This window comes from candidate division KSB1 bacterium, assembly GCA_034506255.1.
In the GTDB taxonomy this organism is placed as follows: Bacteria; Zhuqueibacterota; Zhuqueibacteria; order Zhuqueibacterales; family Zhuqueibacteraceae; genus Coneutiohabitans; species Coneutiohabitans thermophilus.
The window spans coordinates 97,872-117,009 of record JAPDPX010000009.1 but is presented as its reverse complement, the minus strand read 5'-3'; the positions used below and the strand labels follow the sequence as shown (position 1 = coordinate 117,009).

General features: G+C 60.0%; 17 protein-coding genes and 1 pseudogene. 5 read left to right on the top strand and 13 right to left on the bottom strand.

Annotation, left to right across the window (positions count from 1 at the left end):
* Positions 1-4 precede the first annotated feature (4 nt).
* The 5 genes from sufC (at position 5) to ONB52_18305 (ending at position 4,305) form a co-directional block, all read left to right on the top strand.
* A complete protein-coding gene (sufC, locus tag ONB52_18325) occupies positions 5-769 on the top strand; it encodes a Fe-S cluster assembly ATPase SufC (protein ID MDZ7418089.1) in 765 nt (254 codons plus the stop codon).
* Positions 770-854: 85 nt separating this feature from the next.
* A complete protein-coding gene (sufD, locus tag ONB52_18320; GenBank protein ID MDZ7418088.1) occupies positions 855-2,198 on the top strand; it encodes a Fe-S cluster assembly protein SufD in 1,344 nt (447 codons plus the stop codon).
* Between the two features lie 34 nt (positions 2,199-2,232).
* Positions 2,233-3,480, top strand: a complete 1,248-nt coding sequence (locus tag ONB52_18315) for a cysteine desulfurase (protein MDZ7418087.1) — start codon at positions 2,233-2,235, stop codon at positions 3,478-3,480.
* Between the two features lie 31 nt (positions 3,481-3,511).
* Positions 3,512-3,964: an SUF system NifU family Fe-S cluster assembly protein gene (locus ONB52_18310; protein MDZ7418086.1), complete on the top strand. Its 453-nt coding sequence runs from the start codon at positions 3,512-3,514 to the stop codon at positions 3,962-3,964.
* A gap of 17 nt (positions 3,965-3,981) precedes the next feature.
* Entirely contained in the window at positions 3,982-4,305 is a 324-nt protein-coding gene (locus ONB52_18305; protein ID MDZ7418085.1) for an iron-sulfur cluster assembly protein, read from the top strand.
* 509 nt (positions 4,306-4,814) lie between these two features.
* On the opposite strand, the gene ONB52_18300 is transcribed toward ONB52_18305, so the two are convergent.
* From ONB52_18300 to tsaE, 13 genes and pseudogenes are all read right to left on the bottom strand, one after another.
* Positions 4,815-5,861 (bottom strand): hypothetical protein, encoded by a 1,047-nt coding sequence (locus tag ONB52_18300; protein MDZ7418084.1) that lies wholly within the window; start codon positions 5,859-5,861, stop codon positions 4,815-4,817.
* Positions 5,862-6,291: 430 nt separating this feature from the next.
* A complete protein-coding gene (locus ONB52_18295; GenBank protein MDZ7418083.1) occupies positions 6,292-7,647 on the bottom strand; it encodes a sigma-54 dependent transcriptional regulator in 1,356 nt (451 codons plus the stop codon).
* 26 nt (positions 7,648-7,673) lie between these two features.
* On the bottom strand, positions 7,674-9,101 hold the full coding sequence (locus ONB52_18290; GenBank protein ID MDZ7418082.1) for a DASS family sodium-coupled anion symporter: 1,428 nt from the start codon (positions 9,099-9,101) through the stop codon (positions 7,674-7,676).
* Between the two features lie 99 nt (positions 9,102-9,200).
* A complete protein-coding gene (locus ONB52_18285; protein ID MDZ7418081.1) occupies positions 9,201-10,466 on the bottom strand; it encodes an SLC13 family permease in 1,266 nt (421 codons plus the stop codon).
* 60 nt (positions 10,467-10,526) lie between these two features.
* The gene (locus ONB52_18280) at positions 10,527-10,763 is read right to left on the bottom strand and encodes a hypothetical protein (protein MDZ7418080.1); all 237 of its coding nucleotides are present in this window, start codon (positions 10,761-10,763) and stop codon (positions 10,527-10,529) included.
* Between the two features lie 9 nt (positions 10,764-10,772).
* Positions 10,773-12,338, bottom strand: a pseudogene (locus ONB52_18275) (carbon starvation protein A).
* A gap of 280 nt (positions 12,339-12,618) precedes the next feature.
* Positions 12,619-14,259, bottom strand: a complete 1,641-nt coding sequence (locus ONB52_18270) for a sodium-dependent transporter (GenBank protein MDZ7418079.1) — start codon at positions 14,257-14,259, stop codon at positions 12,619-12,621.
* A gap of 193 nt (positions 14,260-14,452) precedes the next feature.
* Positions 14,453-15,217 (bottom strand): 5'/3'-nucleotidase SurE, encoded by a 765-nt coding sequence (surE, locus tag ONB52_18265; GenBank protein ID MDZ7418078.1) that lies wholly within the window; start codon positions 15,215-15,217, stop codon positions 14,453-14,455.
* A 116-nt stretch (positions 15,218-15,333) separates the two neighbouring features.
* Positions 15,334-16,248 (bottom strand): acetyl-CoA carboxylase, carboxyltransferase subunit beta, encoded by a 915-nt coding sequence (accD, locus tag ONB52_18260; GenBank protein ID MDZ7418077.1) that lies wholly within the window; start codon positions 16,246-16,248, stop codon positions 15,334-15,336.
* Positions 16,249-16,273: 25 nt separating this feature from the next.
* Entirely contained in the window at positions 16,274-16,780 is a 507-nt protein-coding gene (rimI, locus tag ONB52_18255) for a ribosomal protein S18-alanine N-acetyltransferase (protein ID MDZ7418076.1), read from the bottom strand.
* Positions 16,781-16,916: 136 nt separating this feature from the next.
* Positions 16,917-17,648, bottom strand: coding sequence for a hypothetical protein (locus tag ONB52_18250; GenBank protein ID MDZ7418075.1), 732 nt, complete (start codon positions 17,646-17,648; stop codon positions 16,917-16,919).
* Positions 17,649-17,864: 216 nt separating this feature from the next.
* Positions 17,865-18,575: a tRNA (adenosine(37)-N6)-threonylcarbamoyltransferase complex dimerization subunit type 1 TsaB gene (gene tsaB / locus ONB52_18245; protein ID MDZ7418074.1), complete on the bottom strand. Its 711-nt coding sequence runs from the start codon at positions 18,573-18,575 to the stop codon at positions 17,865-17,867.
* Positions 18,572-19,081: a tRNA (adenosine(37)-N6)-threonylcarbamoyltransferase complex ATPase subunit type 1 TsaE gene (gene tsaE, locus ONB52_18240; protein MDZ7418073.1), complete on the bottom strand. Its 510-nt coding sequence runs from the start codon at positions 19,079-19,081 to the stop codon at positions 18,572-18,574. Before tsaE ends, tsaB begins: the two co-directional genes overlap by 4 nt.
* Positions 19,082-19,138 lie beyond the last annotated feature (57 nt).

Sequence of the window (19,138 nt, the reverse complement as noted above, 5' to 3'; positions counted from 1 at the left end):
AAGCATGTTGAGTATCAAGGGTCTGGAAGTTTCCGTCAATGGCAGCAAGATTTTGCGCGGGCTGGATCTTGAGGTGAAGGCCGGTGAGGTGCATGCGATCATGGGCCCGAACGGCTCCGGCAAGAGCACGCTGGCCAATGTGCTGGCCGGGCGCGAGGGCTACGAGGTGGAGGCCGGCGAGGTGCTGTTCCAGGGCAAAAATCTGCTTGACATGGCACCGGAGGATCGCGCGCGCGAGGGCCTGTTCATGGCGTTTCAATATCCCGTGGAAATTCCCGGGGTGAGCATGGCGAATTTTCTCAAAACCGCCATCAATGACATCCGGGAACATCGCGGCCTGCCGCCGGTGGACGCGATGGAATTTCTCAACACCATGAAAGCGAAGATGCGGCTGGTCAACATGGATGAGAAACTGCTCAGCCGCGCCGTGAATGAGGGCTTTTCCGGCGGGGAGAAGAAGCGCAACGAAATTTTCCAGATGGCGATGCTGGAGCCCGCGCTTGCCATTCTCGATGAAACCGACTCGGGGCTGGATATCGACGCCCTGCGGGTGGTGGCCAACGGCGTCAACAAGCTGCGCAGCAAGGACAATGCGATCGTGGTGGTGACGCACTATCAGCGCCTGTTGAACTACATTATCCCGGATTTCGTGCACGTGCTGGTGCAGGGCCGGATTGTCGAGTCCGGGGGCAAGGACCTGGCGCTCAAGCTTGAAGAACACGGCTACGACTGGGTGCGCGACGAGAAGCTGGAGGCCGCGGCGGCCTGAGGCCACCAGCGGCTGTGTCCGCAACCCTGGCGGCAGACGCTGCCCATTCCGCCATTTGAAGATCTCTTCACAGGTTGATAAAAAAATGGAATCCCAAACCCTGCAACATACCGATGCCAAGGCGTGGTATCTCGCCTATTTCGATTTTTTCGAGAACAAGCTGAACGGCGGCGCAGCGCTTCCGTTTCATCAAATCCGGCGCGAGGCCATGGCGCATTTCGCCGAATTGGGCTTCCCCACGATGCGCCAGGAGGAATGGAAGTACACGAACATTGCGCCGCTGTTCGAGCACACTTTTCATCTCATCACGGAGCCGGTCAGCCTGACGCCGGCGCAGGTCGCGGCCTTCGAAATTCCGCACGCCGCGCAAAATCTGCTGGTGTTCGTAAACGGCCGCTTAGTGCCGGAATGTTCCCGCATCGTTTCCCGGGCCAGGGGACTGGTGCTCGACGGGCTCGCGAACGTTTTGCAGCGTGATGCCGCGCTGACCGAAGGACATCTCGCGCAATACGCCAACTACGAGCAGGAGCCTTTCATCGCCCTGAACACCGCCTTCGCCCACGACGGCGCGTTCGTGAAGGTGCCGCGCGGGCTGGCACTGGCCGAGCCGATTCATTTGCTGTATCTCGCCGTGACAGAGGGCGGCAACTCGTTTGTGGCACACCCGCGCAATCTGATTCTGATCGGCGAAGACAGCCAGGTGCAACTGATCGAAAGCTACGGCTGCCTGGGCAACGGCGTGTCCTTCAACAACATCGTCACCGAAATCGTGATCGACAGGAGGGCGCTGGTCGAACACGTGCGTCTGCAGGACGAAAGCCGCCAGGCCTTTCATATCGCTGCGCGCGAAGTGGAGGTGGCACGCGACAGCCGCTACACCTCGATCAGCATCGATCTCGGCGGCCGTCTGGTGCGCAACAATTTCAATCTGCGGCTGCGCGGGGAGCATGGCGAGGGCAATCTCTACGGCTTTTATCACGGCGCGGGCGGGCAATTGATCGACAACCACACGCGCATCGATCACCTGATGCCGAACTGCCCGAGCAACGAGCATTACAAGGGTATTCTGACGGACCGGGCCCACGGCGTGTTCAACGGCAAGGTGATGGTGCACAGGGCTGCGCAAAAGACCAACGCCTACCAGCAGAACCAGTGCCTGCTGCTCTCCGACGAGGCAGTGATCGACACCAAGCCGCAATTGGAGATTTTTGCAGACGATGTCAAATGCAGTCACGGCGCCAGCGTCGGTCAGCTCGATGACGACGCTGTCTTCTACCTGCGCAGCCGCGGCATCGGCGCGGAGGAGGCCCAATCGCTGCTGCGCTTTGCCTATGCCAGTGAAATTCTCAACCGCATCCAATCCGAGCCGGTGCGGGCGCACGCCGAGAATCTGGTCAATACCTGTCTGCGCACCGACCACAGCATGTGAGCATGGCATGGCCGCCCATACTTTGGAAGCCCGCATGAGCCCGCATTCAACCGCCGCCGCGCGTCTCGAGGTGGAGCGCATCCGCCGCGATTTCCCGATTTTGCAGAGCCGGGTGCGCGGCAAACCGCTGGTCTATCTCGACAATGCCGCCACCTCGCAAAAACCGCAGGTCGTGATCGACGCGCTGGTGTACTATTACTGCACGCAAAACGCCAATGTGCACCGCGGCGTGTACTATCTCAGCGAAGCCGCCACCCGGGCCTACGAGGGCGGCCGCGAGACCGTGCGCCGCTTTCTCAATGCCGCCTCCACACGCGAGATCATTTTTGTGCGCGGCGCCACCGAGGGCATCAATCTCGTCGCGCACGGCTACGGCCGCCGGCATCTACGCGCGGGTGATGAGATCATCATCACCGCGATGGAACATCACTCCAACATCGTGCCGTGGCAGTTGCTGTGTGAGGCAACCGGCGCGAAGCTGCGCGTGATCCCCATCAATGGCGACGGGGAGTGGATTTGGGAGGAGGCAGTCAAGCTCTTCAATCCCAAAACCAAATTTGTCGCGGCGGTGCACATCTCCAACTCCCTGGGCACCATCAACCCCATCGCACGCCTGATTCGACTCGCGCACGAATGGCAGGTGCCGGTGCTGGTGGACGGTGCGCAGGCGGTGCCGCATCAGCCCGTGGACGTCGCCGCGCTTGATTGCGACTTCTACACTTTCTCCGGCCACAAGGCCTTTGGGCCGACGGGCATTGGCGTGCTTTACGGCAAGGAGACACTGCTGGAGAAGATGGCGCCCTACCAGGCCGGCGGCGACATGATCAAGTCCGTCACCTTCGCCAAAACCACCTACAATGATTTGCCCTATCGCTTCGAAGCCGGCACGCCGAACATTGCCGGCGTCGTCGGGCTGGCGAAAGCGCTGGAATATCTTCGCAACGTGGGCTATGACAAAATCGCCGCGCATGAGCAGGAGCTGCTGGACTATGCCACCGCCGCCCTGGCCACCCTCAAGCCACTGCGCATCATCGGCACCGCCCGCACCAAGGCAAGTGTGGTCTCCTTCGTGCTCGACGGCATTCATCCCCATGATGTCGGCACCATTCTCGACCGCGACGGCATCGCCATCCGCACCGGCCACCACTGCACCCAGCCGGTGATGGAGTTCTTTAATGTTCCGGCGACCTCCCGCGCCTCTTTCGCCTTCTACAACACCACCCGCGAGATCGATGCGCTGGTCGAGGGCCTGCACAAGGTGATCAAGATCATGGCGGCCTGAGGCTCGACTCCGGCCGGCCGAGGAAGAATCCATGGACGAGCTGCGCGAACTCTATCAACAAGTCATACTCGACCACAACAAAAACCCGCGCAACTTCGGCGAGCTGGCAAACGCCAGCCATCATGCCGAGGGCTACAATCCCCTGTGCGGCGACCGGATTCATCTGTTTCTGCGCGTCGCCGACAACATCATTCAGGACATCCGCTTCACCGGCCAGGGCTGTGCGATTTCCAAGGCCTCGGCCTCGATCATGACTTCGCTAGTGAAAGGGAAATCCACCACGCAGGCACAGGAGCTGTTCGACAAATTTCTCCAGCTCATCACCAGCGACCCGACGCAACCCGTCGAGGTCAGCGGCTTGGACCGCCTGGTGGTGTTTGCCGGCGTGCGCGAGTTTCCCCTGCGCGTCAAGTGCGCCAGCCTGGCCTGGCACACCCTCAAGTCCGCGCTCAGTGAAAGCGGCGCGGTGGTCACCACGGAATAATGGTGGAAAGCATCAGCATGGACAATGGCACCGAAAAAGCCCGGCTGCGGGAGGAAATCATCAAGGTTCTCGAGACCTGCTACGATCCCGAAATTCCGGTGAATATTTATCAACTGGGTTTGGTCTACAATATCGACATCAATGATGCCCACGAGGTCGACATCCAAATGACGCTGACCTCCCCGATGTGTCCGGTGGCCGGCTCTCTCCCGATCGATGTTGAAAACAAAGTCAAAACGATTCCCGGCGTGAAGGACGCCCGCGTGCAAGTGGTATGGGAGCCGCAGTGGCATCCCGGCATGATGAGCGACGTCGCAAAGTTTGAGCTCGGCTTCTTGTGAAACAAGTGCGCGCCTCCCCGCTTTCCTGACGATCCCCGCCTCGCGTTCTCCCTGCCCCTTTCCTGATCAAAACCGCCACAAAAGATTGGACCACCGCGGTGCGCAAGACGGCCCGGCAATCACACCGGTGTTTTGTTGCGGCGCTGCGCCGCAGTGGCGTGCCGGTGGTTTGGTCCTGAATTTGGCATGCGGGCTTGTTGTTGCCCGCGAGAAATGACTCGTTCACCAAACTCCGTCAGTTATTCTGTTCGAAGTCAAGCAAAACCTTTTTCGAATGTGCAGCAGCGCTGACTGCGAAATAGGCCCATTTGCCGAATGGCGTCACGGCTTTTCTCTCACGAAAATGCGCTCTCACGAAATGTTTTTTTCGGCGGGAGTTCTGCTTGGGTGGCCCGCATATAACCACCGGTGCCGGCGAAGATTTCCGGCAAACGACCGGCGAAACAGGACGCGCGTGCTCCAGGCAGCGCAGGCGGCAAGCTCGCTACAACAGCCGGGGATGACGGATGCTAAAGCTGCAAACGATTGCCGAAATGATAGAGGCGTAAAAACTCCAGGGGTTTTGCCAGCGGCGGGGAAATATGGGAGAGCAGATCGATGGGCGACAGGCCGATACCCACGAAGTATTGCGGGGTGACTTGTGGCCGGAAGGGGCGGCGCACGCCATAACCAAAACCGAGATGAAACGGCAGGCCGAGCTTGCGGTTGAAATCGTAGGTGAGCCAGTGGGTCATGCGCTCGTAGCGCTTGACTGTCTTGTGGCGGAAGGGATCTGCCGGCGTGAGATAGCTGAAGCGCAAATCGAAGTCGCGCAGGAAACCGACGCGCGCCTTCGCCAGCGCGAAGCCGATGCCGGCAAAGTTGGCCACGAGATCGGAATAACTGGCTTCGTCATGCAGTCGACGGCCATCGACATACTCGAGTGCGGTCATGACCACTGCTGCTGTGCCGGCACCGATCCAGTCGGCGGTGGCCGGTGGCACGCCCGCCCAGTTGTAAATCCCGGCGACCGCCTGGGTGATGCGATAGCCGCCCTGAAAATGCAACAGCTCATCGAAGAGCAGCGTGTGATCCTTGGTCAAATCGTTGCCGATTTTGAACGGCTGCCCGACGCGGCCGAACAGGCCGTTGTATTTCACAAAGCCATAACCGCCAATTCCCAGCGTGGCGGTTTGCACCAGGGCCAGACGCTCCCATCGAATGCCGGGCATGGCATCGGGGCGTGTGTGTTTGAGCGGGGAGAAAGGTTCGCGAGCGTGCGCTGTTGGCGGTTGCAGCAGGCGCTGTGGCGTGTACGCAGAAGTGGCCGTGCCGTGGCGAAATTGTGCCAGGCCGGAGGGAATCTCGAGGTCACGCGTGAACTGGCGCGGCGGCTCAGCCTGCCGGAATGCGGGCAAAGCCGGCGCGGACGCGGGCACTTTTGCATCGGAGGCGACGGGCGCAGCCGCCGGTGGTGCCACTTCCGTTGCCGGAGTCGCAGCCGGTGGTGGCGGCACCGGCACCTCATGAATGCCGGCAACCAGCAGCAAGAGCCACAGCAATACCTGTCGTGGCACAGACACAGCCAGGCGCCGCAGGTGCGATGTGCCTATGGACTGTGACGCCAGGCAAAGTGTGCCTGATGTGCAGCGCTGTTGTTTCCTGTGCCTTGGTTGCTGCCGCGAGAGGGCTGCCCGTGCGTGGCGCGGCGTAAAACGCCGGCGGCGTGAAGGCCGCCGCCGCGCGGCGCGCTTTCTTCGTCGGGCGGAAGGTGCCATGGCAAGACGGGTCATGCTGGACAGCGGGCAACTTGTGATTGATGCGGGCGGCGAAATGAACCGGCTTCGGTATGGGAGGTGATCAGAACGGAGGTGATCGCACGGCGGTTGTCCCCCAGCACAGGAGTGGTACCAAATATAGACGGGCGTCACTCAGATGCAAGGCTTTCTTTGGGAGAATTTGACGGGGGTGGGGTATTTTTGCACGGACAACAAAATTGGAAGACCGTCACACCTGCATTCCCAACGCCTTCATTTTTTTGTAGAGATGACTGCGTTCCAGGCCCAGCAGTTGTGCGGCGCGGGTGACATTGCCATCCACAGCTTGCAGGCAGGCCGCAATATAGTCGCGTTCGGCCTGTTTGCGCACTTCCTCCAGCGAGGTGCCGAGCGGCGCTGCCGGCCGCAGGCTGCTGTGTGGCATTTGCAGCGAAAGCGGCACATCTGCCGCGGTGATGGTCTCCTGCGGCGTCATAATCACCAGCCGCTCGATGGCATTCTTCAACTCGCGGATATTGCCGGGCCAGGAGTAGTCCATGAGTTTTTTGATGGCGTCCGGTTCCAGACGTTTGCGCTTGAAGCCGTTTTCCTGGCAGAAACGTGCGACGAAATGCTCGATGAGCAGGGGAATGTCGCTGCGCCGCTCCCGCAGGGGCGGCATCACAATGGGCACAACGTTCAAGCGATACCACAAATCTTCGCGAAACCGGCCGTGCCGCACCTCCTGCTCGAGGTTCTTGTTGGTGGCGGTAATCACCCGCACGTCAACGCGCCGCGTTTGGGAACCGCCCACCCGCTCGAATTCGCCTTCCTGCAAAACCCGTAAAACCTTGGCCTGCACTTTCAGGCTCATGTCGCCCACTTCATCGAGGAAGAGCGTGCCGCGATCGGCGAGCTCGAATTTGCCTTCGCGGGCGGCGGTGGCGCCGGTGAAGGCGCCCTTTTCATGACCGAACAATTCGCTCTCGATCAAATCCTCGGGGATCGCCGCGCAATTGACCTTGACAAAGGCGGCGCGGCTGCGCTCACTCGCGGCGTGAATGGCGCGCGCGGCCAGTTCCTTGCCGGTGCCGCTCTCGCCCAGAATCAGAACACGCGTATTGACCGGCGCCACCCGTGCAATTTGTTCACGCACCTGCTGCAGTGCGGGACTGTCCCCCAACATCTCAAAGCCGGCGGCAAGTTCACGACGCAGGCGGGCATTTTCCTCCAACAACCGGCGCTGCGTCAGCGCATTGTTGACCGCCAGCAGCAGTTTCTCCTTCGCAATCGGCTTTTCCAGGAAGTCATACGCGCCCTCGCGCGTGGCAGCCACCGCATTTTGAATCGTGGCATTGCCGGAAATCATCACCACCACCGGCCGGTGCGGCAGCCCTTTGAGTGACTGCAGAAACTGCATCCCGTCGCGATCAGGCATGACGATGTCGAGCAACATCACCTCATATTGCCGCTCGCTGAGAAATTTTTCCGCCTCGGCAGCCGAGGCCGCCAGGGTGACGGCATAGCCGGCGCTTTGCAAAATCATTTCCAGGGAGCGGCGCAGGTTGGGCTCGTCATCGACGACCAGGATGTGGGTGACATGCATGTGTGGCTCGCAATCAATTGCCCCGCTCAGGGCACTTGAAATCCCAGAATTGGCCACAAGAAGTGGATAAAGAGATTGAAGACGATCCAGCCCACGAAGTTGAGCATCAGGCCAGTGCGAACAGTGTCACTCACGCGCAGGAAACCCGAGGAGAAGGCTATGGCGGTGGCGGGAGTGCCCATCGGCAGCATGAAGGCCAGCCCGCTGGGGATGGCAACCACCATGGTCATCACGCGTGGATCAATGCCAAGATCGCGGCCCATACTCAGGGCCACCGGCATGAACAGGGCCACCACCGCGGAATTGCTGATGACTTCGGTGAGCAGGATGGAGAACAGGGAAATGGCGGCCATCAGCATCACCGGTGAATGCACAAAGCTGCCAAACGTGTGGTGTGCCAGCCACGCCGCGCCGCCGGTTTTTTCCATGGCATAGCCCAGACAAATGGCGCCGCCGTACATCAAGAAGATGCCCCAGTTCACGTCTTCCTCCACTTCCCGCCATTCCGTCAATTTGAACACGAACGCCAGCACTACGGCGATGATGGCGATGTTGGCCAGGCCGAAGTCCCGGCCCACGCTCATCCAACAGAGAATGGTCCCTAGCACCAGCAGGCCGACCGTCAGCTCCCGACGCTTCAGCGGGCCAAGCTGCTGACGGCGCTGCGCCAGCAGTTCCTGTACTTCTTCGACACTTTCCACCTCGGGCGGATAAAACACCACCAAAACAGAATAGGCGGCCACCAGCAACAGCAGCATCGTCGGCAGCGCCGCCAGCGCCCACGGCAGGAAATCCACGGTCAGGCCGGTGGTTTCCTTCAAAATGCCGACAGCCAGCGGCGCGCGACCGCCGCCCAGGAAAGTGGTGATGCCGCCGATGATGCAACCGTATGCCATCGCCAGAAAAAGCGCTTTGCCGAAACGGCTGGTTTGCGGCGTCAACTTCAGGCAATCGCCGATCTCCAGCACGATGGGAAAAATCATGGCGGCCACGGCATGCTCCGACATCCAACAGGAGAGAAACGCCGGGAAGACCAGCACCCCGAGCAGCAGACGGCGCGGCGAGGTACCAAAGCGCTGCAGCACGGCCAGTGCGATGCGGCGCGACAAACCACTGCGCACGAAGGGGGAAGCCAAAATAAACGCCCCGAGAATGAAAAACACCACCGGGTTGCCGAACAGCGCGAAGGTGGTTTGGGAATCGAGCACGCCGGCAAGCGGAAACAAAATCACCGCCAGCAGGCTGGTGATCATCAGCGGGATGACGTTGGTGACATAGAAGAGAATGCAAACGGTGAAGATGCCCACGGCTTTCAGGGCCTGCGGCTGCAAATTCGCCGGCACCGGCAGGGAGGAAATCGACCAGTAAGCCAGCGCCGCCACAACAAAGACGGCTGACCGGTAAAGCCGGTTTGTCCAGACACTGCCGGGCGAGTCTGTGGGAATGGGTTTCATGCTTCACCCGCTGCCATTACGTTGCATGACCGACCTGCCCTTCAGGTGCTGTTGCCGGCCGCCGCCCCACGCAAGGCTCGCTGCCACGCCGGGTTGCTGTCACAGTCCATAATACCACGGGATCAGGTATTCCAGAAAACCGGCCATACAGAGGGCACTCATGAAATTCAGCGCCAAACCGGCGCCTGCCATCACCCCCAACGAGACATTTCTCACCCCGCCATAGAGCAGCGCGTTCACCGGCGTGCCGAGTGGCAACATAAAGGCATTGGTGGAGGCCAGACCAACCGCCATAAGTGCGACCATCGGATTCAAACCCAGGTGCACCGCCAGGCTGTGCACCAGGGGAAAGAGCACTACCGCAATGGCGGTGTTACTGAACGCTTCGGTGGACATGGTGGTAATGAAACACAGCAAGAAGTACAAAACAAAGGGCGACAGCCCTGCCGGAATGAGTTTCACCAGATGGCTGGCCAGCCATTCCGGTACGTCGCAAGACATCAATGCGCCACTGACCGCCAGGATGGCAGCCACAAAGGCAAAGGCACGGAGCGGCAGCTCATGCAAGATGTCGGCGAAGCGCAGCAGTGATTCGCGCGGCTGGTGGGGATTGCGAAACAAAGGAGCGAACAGCAGCACGAGGAAGGCCAGGGTAAAAATCGCAGCGAGCTTGTCCCACGAACTCCAGCTCAGTTCGAAATTCATGACGGTGATACGCCAGCCGGGCAGGGGCAGCATGAGCTGCAGGATCGAATGCAGTGCCCAGAAGACGAACCAAATGGCGATCGTCAACCCGGCGAGGCGCACCCTGCCACCCTGTGGCGGCCGGAGGGGAAATTCGGGGAGGTCGAGGCCTTCTCTGCGCTGCGCCTTCGGCACGAACAAATATACGCTCTGCGCCCAGGCCAAAAAAATCATGATCACCACCAGCGGCAGACTCCACCCGAACCAGGAAAGAAAGTTGATTTTTTCGCGGCCGGCTACTTTGAAAAGTTCCAGCGCACCCAGCATGAGTGCATTGGCCGGGCTGCCGACCAGCGACCCCATGCCGCCGATGTTGCAGCCGTACATTACCGCACACACCATGATGGTGGTCAGCCGGCGTGCCAGGCGGGCGTCGTGATGCTTTGCTAAACTCCCGGCCAGGGTGTTGAGCATGGGCAGCAGTGTGAGGGCGGTGAGGAAGTTGGGCGTGAGCATCGACACCACGGTGGCGGCAATCATCAAATACAGCAGAAATCGCTTGAAGGAATCACGGCGCGCCTTGAACAGCCGGGCAAAAAAGTGCTCAATCAAATGGTAGCGCACACTCATGCGCGAAATGAGGAAACCGGTGAGAAAAAGAAACAGATAAGACATGTCCACCTTTCGAGTCAGCGGGCGTGGCAACGTGGGACAACAGACGGAGGACTGCCAGCCGTGACACTACAATGTTCCGGCTGTTGTTCGTGCAAGCATGCCGGCACGACGCAAGACGCCCAACCAGTGCCACAGGCAATTGCCAAACACGATGACGGCGGACAGCATGATCACCGCGGTCAACACCGAATCGACATAACCCTGCAGCGCCCTGGCCGGCGTGTGCGTCAACGGCCAAAAGTTGTCGGTGATGTTTTGCCAGCCCGCCACCAGCGTGGTCGTGCCGACAAAGGTCAGTGGCATCAGGGTGACTCAGGCATAGCGCGCGCGGCCGGTATTGATGATGACGGTGGTGCCGACCGCCAGAGCGATGGCGGCCAGCAGTTGATTGGCCACCCCGAACCTCGGTCAGATTTGACTGATGCTGCCGGTGAAGATGAAGCAGGTCCAGGCGGCACACACCAGGGCGCTGGAGAGAATCGTGCCCGGCATCCAGTCGGTGCGCTCCAGCGGTTTGTAGAACTTGCCCAAAAATCCCTGCACCAGGAAGCGGGCCACGCGCGTGCCGGTGTCGATGGTGGTGAGAATGAACAGCGCCTCGAACATGATGGCGAAGTGATACCAGTAGGCCAGCAAATGTTTCATGCCGGGCAGGGCGGTGAAAATTTGCGTCATGCCCACCGCCAGGGAAACGGCGCCACCGGTGCGCCCCTGCACCGCCTCGCCCACTTGCTGCTCGAGCCCGGGCAGATTCACCACGCTCATGCCCAGGCTGGCAAATTTCTCGACCGGCACATTGATGGCGAAATAATCGGCGGGATGCAGGGCGCTGGCGGCAAGCAGCGCGGTCACGCCCACCAGACTTTCGATCAACATCGCGCCGTAGCCGATGGGGCGGGCATGCGTTTCCTTGTCCAGCATCTTCGGCGTCGTGCCCGAGCCGATCAGCGCGTGAAAGCCGGAGATCGCGCCGCAGGCGATGGTGATGAACACAAAGGGGTAGAGCTTGCCCGGCACGATGGGGCCGCCACCGGCGATGAAAGAGGTGAGCGCCGGCATTTTCAAATCCGGATGCACCACGAAGATACCGATCACTAGAAAAGCGATGGTGCCGATTTTCATGTAGGAACTCAAATAGTCGCGCGGGCAGAGCAGCATCCATACCGGTAAAATGGAGGCGCTGAAGCCGTAGACGGCAATCGCCAGCGTGATTTCATGCTTGGGCAGGGTGAAAAACGGGGCGAGCGCGGAGTCGGAGACGTGGCGGCCCGCCACCACGGCCACAATCAGCAGGATCACGCCGAGGGCGGAGGCCTCCGCGATTTTGCCCTTGCGCAGACGGTACATGTAAAGCCCCATCGTCAGCGCGATCGGGATGGTCGTGGCAATGGTGAACGTGCCCCATGCGCTGTCGTGCAGGGCATTGACCACCGCCAGGCCGAGGCCGGCCAGCGCCATGATGATGAAGAGAATGGCTATGGCAGTAACAGTGCCGGTGACCGGGCCGATTTCCGTGCGGGCCATCTCCGTCAGCGACTTGCCCTCGTGGCGGACGGAAGAGGCGAGAATGATGAAATCATGCACGGCACCACCAAGACACACGCCGACCACCAGCCACAGGAAACCGGGCAGATAGCCAAACTGGGCGGCAAGCACCGGACCGATGAGCAGGCCGGCGCCGGTGATCGCCGCGAAATGATGGCCGAACAAAACCCATTTGTTGGTGGGGACATAATTCTGCCCGTCGTACAGGCGATGAGCGGGAGTAAGGCGTTGATCGTCAAGCGTGAGAATCTTGGCTGCAATGAAGGTGCTGTAGTAACGGTAGGCAATGGCGTACATGCCGAGCGCGAGCAGAATGATGGGGAGAGCATTCATTTTTCATTTCCAAACACATGCGCAAAGCCGGTGATCATCTCGTGAGAATTCGCATGCGCAGCATCGCGTTCCGGCCGGCTCGAAACCGGCATGGCGGTTACGGGAAAACGGCAAACCACGACCGGCAACAACTGATCGTGGTTTGCGCCGCCTTTCCGGCCTCAGTCTTTGCGCTGCGGCGTGGTCAGCACTTTGATGAAAAAGTTAATCGAGAAAAAACCGATGATGCTCCAGGCCATGAGCATCGTGATCAAACCGGAAGTTGACATGCCGGGTCTCCTTATGCGTTGCGGCTGCGGCGCTGCCAGGCCTTGCGGACGGCCAGCGCGATGCCGGCAAAAACGATTAACAGCAGCGTGCGGGTCATATCGACGATGAAGACGCGGGTCGGCTTGCCATTTTTGAACCAACTGGTGTCATCAAAACCGATGTGCAGGATTTTACCGAGCAGACTGCCGGCATCCAGCGGCCAGCCTTCGCCGCGCAGGAGTTTGCCGAATGCCCCCGGCCAATCACCGCCTGCCGGGCTGATCAGGGAGCCGACAAACACCGCGGTAATAAACACTGGCGTGATGTATTTGATGACGAACTTGAAAAACAGCGGCACCTTGATGTCGGCGCCGCGGTTGATCTCCGCCCAGCCCTTGTCGATGCCGAATACCCAGGCAAAGGCGATGATCTCGAACATCGCGAAAATGACGAGCGAGTAGCTGCCGACCCAGTCATCATATTCGCCGAACGCACCATAGCCGAAGAAGAAGATCGTCGGCAGCGCGAGCAGGAAGGTGAAGAAGCCGAAAAACAGTGCAGAACGTTTGCGCGTGTACTTGAATTCGTCCTGCATGAACGCCATCACCGGCTGGCCCATGGCCAGCGAACTGGTGATGCCGGCAAAGAACAACAGGCCAAACCAGGCCAGCCCGGAAAGCGCGGCGAAAAACGGGCCCCAGTTTTGGAAAAGATTGGGCATGGTGCGGAATGCCATGGTCAGGCCGACATTGCCCGGGGTTTGAATCCATTCCAGGCTGAAGTAGGCCACGGCGATCGGGATGACAATGGAGCCGCCCAGCACCACTTCGACAAACTCGTTCATCCAGCCTGCGGAGGAGGCGTTGAGGGCGATGTCGTCCTTCTCGCGCAGGTAGGCGGCGTAGCAGTGAATCGAGCCCATGCCCACTGAAAGCGTGAAAAAGATCTGACCGGCGGCTTCGATCCACACCCGTGGGTTCGCCAGCGAACCGAACTGGGGCGTCCACAGGTAATTCAGACCGATGATGGCATCGTTGACCGCGCCGTGCTCCCCAGCATCGAGCGTGAGGGCACGAATGGCGAGAAAAATGGCGAACACGATCAACATCGGCATGCCGATCTTCGCGGCGATTTCGACGCCCTTGCTCAGCCCGCGCGAGAGAATCCAGACATTCAATCCGAGCGTGATTAGAAAGAAAAAGATCGCCGTCGGTGGAAAGTTGAAAAACGACCCGTTGGTGGTGCCCACATAGTTGTTGAAGAAGGCCGACACTTCCCCCGGCTGCAAACCGGAAAAAGCGCCGGTGAGCGAGTACCACACATAGCCCAGCGTCCAGGATTCCAGATAGGAGTAGTAGGCCGCCACCACCAGATTGGTGAAAATGCCGAAGACGCCGGTGTACTTCCACCACCAGCCGCCGCCCAGGGCGTCCATCATGCCGGGCGCGCTGTGATGGCCATACTTGCCGCCGTGTCTTCCGATCGCCCACTCGACCCACAGCAGGGGCACCCCCATCAGCAGAAACGAAACGAGGTAGGGGATGATGAAGGCCCCGCCGCCATTGTCCACGGCGCGCGCGGGAAAGCGCAAGAAGTTGCCGAGACCAACAGCGTTGCCCGCCATCGCGAGCACGAGACCGACGCGTGATCCCCAACTTTCTTTAAAGCTCACTGGCTTCCTCCCTTGGGTTAATGGTTAGAGTGAATGGCCTGAGAGGCGCTGCCTGTGCGCGGCGGCGGGCGTGATCACCTGCCGCCGGAAAACGGGCGCGGGCGCCGACCGGTGTTCGAAATGGCGATAGAATAACGAATTGCACCGATGCAACAAAGCGAAAAATAACGACGCCCGCCAAGCGCGCCCGGCGTCAAACCGTCAGCTTCCATTCCCGCAGGCGCTCGAGATACTCGTAGTTCGTGAGATCGAAGTGAATCGGCGTAATCGAAACCAGATTCTGCCGCACGGCGCCTTCATCGAATTCGATGCCCTCGTTGGCTTCGATTTTGGAGCCGGTGAGCCAGTAATAGACACGGTTGTGCGGGTCGACACGGCGGTCATAGTTGTCATTGTAGGTCGAATTGCCCATGCGCGTGATGGCGATGCCGCGGATTTCACTCTCCGGCACGTTGGGGACGTTGACGTTCAGCAGGGTATCCCTGGGCAGGCCTTCCGCCAGCACCTTCTCCGCCAGACGGACGCCCAGTTTGGCAGCATAGGTGAAATCGGCATCCTTGTAGGTGGTGAGGGAAATGGCGATCGAGGGTATGCCGAGCAGCATGCCCTCGGTGGCGGCGGAAACCGTGCCGGAATAGATGATGTTGATGCCGGTGTTGGAGCCATAATTGATGCCGGAGATCACCAAGTCCGGCTTGCGCGCGAGCAGGGCGTAATAGGCGATTTTGACACAATCCGCCGGCGTGCCCTTGACGGCATGGCCGAAGAACCCGCCGAATTTTTCGAACTGCGAAACGCGCAGAGGATCGGAGAGCGTAATGGCGTGGCCGACCGCGCTTTTTTCACTGTCCGGTGCCACCACCGAAACCTCGGCAATGTGCTTCAGGGTTTGATACAAAGCGTACAGGCCGGGCGCAAAGATGCCATCATCATTGGTCAGGAGAATGTGGGGTTTCATCGTCGTCACCGATGGCCGCGCAGGCCGGACGAAACCGGCTCACCTCCCGGGTGATAACCCGGCCCGCTGACGGCGGATGAACAACTGCGGGATTGGTCCAACGACTGTTGCCGGGATCAGGCAGTTTGCAGGCCGGCGGGCCTGGCATTGACCTCTGCCCAACGCACAGTGCCGTCTTTGGTGGCATCCGCGGATTCATTCACCATGACGCGCAGCAACTTGGTGAGGTTGTCGCGCAGTGTGGGCCGGGGACAAATCAAATCGACAAAACCGTGCTGGAGCAGAAACTCGGCGGTCTGAAAACCCTCCGGCAAATCCTGGCCGATGGTTTGCTTGATCACGCGCGGCCCGGCGAAGCCGATGAGCGCGCCCGGCTCGGCAATGATGACATCGCCCAGCATCGCAAAACTGGCGGTCACGCCGCCGGTGGTGGGATGAGTGAGAATGGAAATAAATGGCACGCGCGCGTCCGCCAGCCGCGCCAGCCGCGCGGACGTTTTGGCCATTTGCATCAGGGAAAGCGCACCTTCCATCATGCGGGCCCCGCCGGAGGCGCAGACGATGATGAGCGGCTGCCGCCGGTGGAGCGATTCATCCGCAGCCAGCGCGATTTTCTCGCCCACCACCGAACCCATGCTGCCACCAATGAAGCTGAAATCCATCACCGCCAGCACCAGCCGCTGGCCCGACAGCCGGCCATAACCGGTGATCACCGCATCCAAAACCCCGCTCTTGCGCGCGGCCTCCTTGAGCTGCTCGCTGTATTTCTTGATGCCCTTGAATTTCAGCACATCGACCGGTGCAATATTGGCGTTGAATTCCTCGAAGCTGCCCTCGTCCAGCAACAGGCGCAAGTAGGTGCGGGCGGTGGCGCGAAAATGATACCCGCACTTGGCGCAGACAAAAAAATTCTTCTCCAGATCCGGCTTGTAAATGATCTCGTCGCAGGACGGACACTTGGCCCACAGGTCGGGCATGTCCTTCTTTTGTTGCGAAACCAACCCTTTGCTCTCACGCTTGAACCATGCCACCGCGATCCTCCTCTCTCAGAGAGGTTCATTCTCTCTGCAAGTTCTTCCGCATGACCACCGCATCTTCGCCATCGCGAACATAATAGCCCGGCCGCACACCCTGCACCACAAAACCCAGGCTGGCATACAGCCGCTGCGCCGCCAGATTGGAACGGCGGACTTCGAGATAGGCTGCGGTGCACTGATGTTGCCGTGCCTGCTGCAAGGCGTAATCAAGCAGCAGCCGCCCAAAGCCACGGCGGCGGAGGCCTTCTTTGATGGTGACATTGGCAATCTCGCACTCATCTGCCACCAGCCAAAAGACGATAAACCCGGCGATTTCTCCGGCACATTCCAGCACGATGGCATGTGAGACGGCCGATCCCAATTCGGCCCGGAAAGACGCTTCCGGCCACGGCTCGGTGAAACTGTGCGCCGCAATCGCGGCGACTTGAGGCACATCCTCGCTGCACATCGCACGCAGAACGATTTCGCCTTCCCGGCTGTGCGGCAAGGCCGCACCAGACGCGCGTGCGAGCGTGCGCAACTTCATATTCGAGGATTCCAACCTGCGGTCTCGAAAAAGAAAACTGACGGTGCCGTAATCACCCGCAAACGCAGCCGTTTCCACCTCCGGCAGTCTGCCGGTGAAGTCCTTTTTTCGCCGGCAAGGCGAGTGGCGGCAGCCCTCACCATTCGAAACTCTGCACGACGATCACGCCCTTTTCCCGGGCGAGTTCGAGAAATTTCCCGGTGGCGTAGTGAGTAACCAACACCTTCACGACCTCGCACGGGCCATATTCCGCCAGGACGGCCTGGACTTTTTCATCCAATTCGTCGAAGACATCCGGCTTGCGGCCCTCCCGCCGTTCGTCGAGGCGCACCTTGGCCTCGCCAACAAGCAGAACTTCCCGGCCTTCCTTTTCGCCACGGCTCAAGAGATTGATTTCTTTGCCACCCACCTCCGCCCGGATAATTTTGTCCTTGACTGTAATGCCATGGTCGCGCAACAAAACGGAGGGTAACATCCGAAAGGCCTCATTTTCGAAGGCATACCCGAAGCTGCGCGCCAAACCGCCAAGCTCATTGCGTGTTTCGTTCAGTCCAACCGCAAGTTTTCTGACTTCGATCTCGGTTTGCCTTTGCGCCTCCGCAAGCTGCTCCAGCCGCCGCTCCGTCCGTTGTTGCGCCTCCGCAAGCTGCTCAACTCTGCGATCAGTGTTTCTCTGGGCTTCGGTGAGTTGTTCGAGTCTCTCTTCCGTCCGTTTCTGGGCAGCAGCAAGATCCCGGACAATTTCTTTTAATTCGCTGAAATCTTCCCGGGTGACGTGCGCTTCCCGGATGCGTGTATCAATAAGCTGGACGATTTCCTGCTTGACGGCAGAGGTCAATACGAGTTTTTTGGATTTGGATGTCTGCATGTTCATCTCAGAAGGCCGGTGGCTTTGCTCCCTGGTTTTCAGGGATGACCACAAGCGTGCGGCGCAGGGCGCAATTTAGCACATCACGAAGTGGATTGCAATTTCAATCTTGAATTGCTGCTGCCGGGGCAGTGGGCATGCCCGCGATCATCTGCCAATAACCAGCCTGAAAGTTGATATTCCAACCGGTTGCAGCCGTGCGTCCTTTAATGAATTTCAACAAGAGGAAGGAACAGCGGTGGCGCGCACGCCTGGAATAAACTCCTGAACATACATTGGCTCCAACTCCCCGGCGGAAACGGTTTCACCCAACGCCAGTTTCATCTGCCCCAGCCAGGCAATGACACCACCGCCGAGGCGCGCGCTGCCCTCCGGCAGGGCGATCCAATCCGTGCGGGCTTGCAGCAGGCCGGCATCGCGCAACATCGGCACGCCGTCACCACACAGCAGGGCAGCATCCTGCAGAAACGCGGGGAAATTCGCGACCACCATCACGTGGTCAGGCACCAGACGCTCCGGCAGGCCCGCCGTCCAGCAAAACTTGGCAGTATAGATTTCGCTCTTGCGCGAGCGGGTCACCGGCACGATGATCTCTCCCGGCCGGCGGACAGCAGCGCGCGCGGCAAACGCCTGGGCCTGCAGCGTGCTCACAGCGATCATTGGCTTTTGCTCCGCGAACGCCAGGCCCTTGGCCACTGCAATGCCGATACGCAAACCGGTGAATGAACCCGGACCGGCCGACACCGCAATGGCAGCGATCTGTTCAAGCGGCCGGTTCGCCTGCCGGGTGAGATGGCGAATACTTTCGCTGAGCACCCGATCGTGATGGTGTCCGAGGTCGAACCAAATTTCTGCGAGGAGACGATCCGCCTCCGCCAGGCCCACGCTGCAAATCGTGCCGGCTGTCTCGATTCCCAGGACCGTCATCGTGCCTGCTCCTCGCGCGTGGCGCGCTCGATCACAATCAATCGTCTTTCCGGCTGACTGGCAAAATCCGGCATCTCGAAACGCACTGCCAGCGGTTTGTCAGGCAGCAGCGGCCAGGCGAGTTGCGGCCATTCAATCAGGGATATGCCCCTGCCCTCCCAGTATTCTTCGAGCCCGAGCGCGGCAATCTCCGCCGTGGTGTGCATGCGATAGAAATCGAAGTGATAGATGGGCCAGCGGCCGCCCTGGTAGATGTGCATGAGCGTGAAAGTGGGGCTGGTCGCCTTTACCGGCACACCGAGTGCGGCACAGAAACCCTGCACGAAGGTGGTTTTGCCACTGCCCAGGTTGCCCACCAGCAGGATTACTTCACCCGGCGCCGCCAGGCCGGCCAGGAGTGCGGCAAGCCCGCAGGTCTCGGCAGGCGAGTTCGATTCGAGTCGCAGGGCACGCTCGCCGGCGAGCACTGCTGACAACTCCAGCGCGGAAACTTGCAGGGCATTCATTGAAACCGGCTTGTCCTTTGAGAGTGCTTGTGCACGTTTAGCGGGAGACTGGCGGCC

Bases quoted from the DNA above. Each gene is read 5' to 3' on its own strand.
- sufC (MDZ7418089.1), top strand. From the start codon at position 5: ATGTTGAGTATCAAGGGTCTGGAAGTTTCCGTCAATGGCAGCAAGATT.
- sufD (MDZ7418088.1), top strand. From the start codon at position 855: ATGGAATCCCAAACCCTGCAACATACCGATGCCAAGGCGTGGTATCTC.
- ONB52_18315 (MDZ7418087.1), top strand. From the start codon at position 2,233: ATGAGCCCGCATTCAACCGCCGCCGCGCGTCTCGAGGTGGAGCGCATC.
- ONB52_18310 (MDZ7418086.1), top strand. From the start codon at position 3,512: ATGGACGAGCTGCGCGAACTCTATCAACAAGTCATACTCGACCACAAC.
- ONB52_18305 (MDZ7418085.1), top strand. From the start codon at position 3,982: ATGGACAATGGCACCGAAAAAGCCCGGCTGCGGGAGGAAATCATCAAG.
- ONB52_18295 (MDZ7418083.1), bottom strand. From the start codon at position 7,647: ATGCATGTCACCCACATCCTGGTCGTCGATGACGAGCCCAACCTGCGC.
- ONB52_18290 (MDZ7418082.1), bottom strand. From the start codon at position 9,101: ATGAAACCCATTCCCACAGACTCGCCCGGCAGTGTCTGGACAAACCGG.
- ONB52_18280 (MDZ7418080.1), bottom strand. From the start codon at position 10,763: ATGCCACTGACCTTTGTCGGCACGACCACGCTGGTGGCGGGCTGGCAA.
- surE (MDZ7418078.1), bottom strand. From the start codon at position 15,217: ATGAAACCCCACATTCTCCTGACCAATGATGATGGCATCTTTGCGCCC.
- rimI (MDZ7418076.1), bottom strand. From the start codon at position 16,780: ATGAAGTTGCGCACGCTCGCACGCGCGTCTGGTGCGGCCTTGCCGCAC.
- ONB52_18250 (MDZ7418075.1), bottom strand. From the start codon at position 17,648: ATGCAGACATCCAAATCCAAAAAACTCGTATTGACCTCTGCCGTCAAG.
- tsaB (MDZ7418074.1), bottom strand. From the start codon at position 18,575: ATGACGGTCCTGGGAATCGAGACAGCCGGCACGATTTGCAGCGTGGGC.
- tsaE (MDZ7418073.1), bottom strand. From the start codon at position 19,081: ATGAATGCCCTGCAAGTTTCCGCGCTGGAGTTGTCAGCAGTGCTCGCC.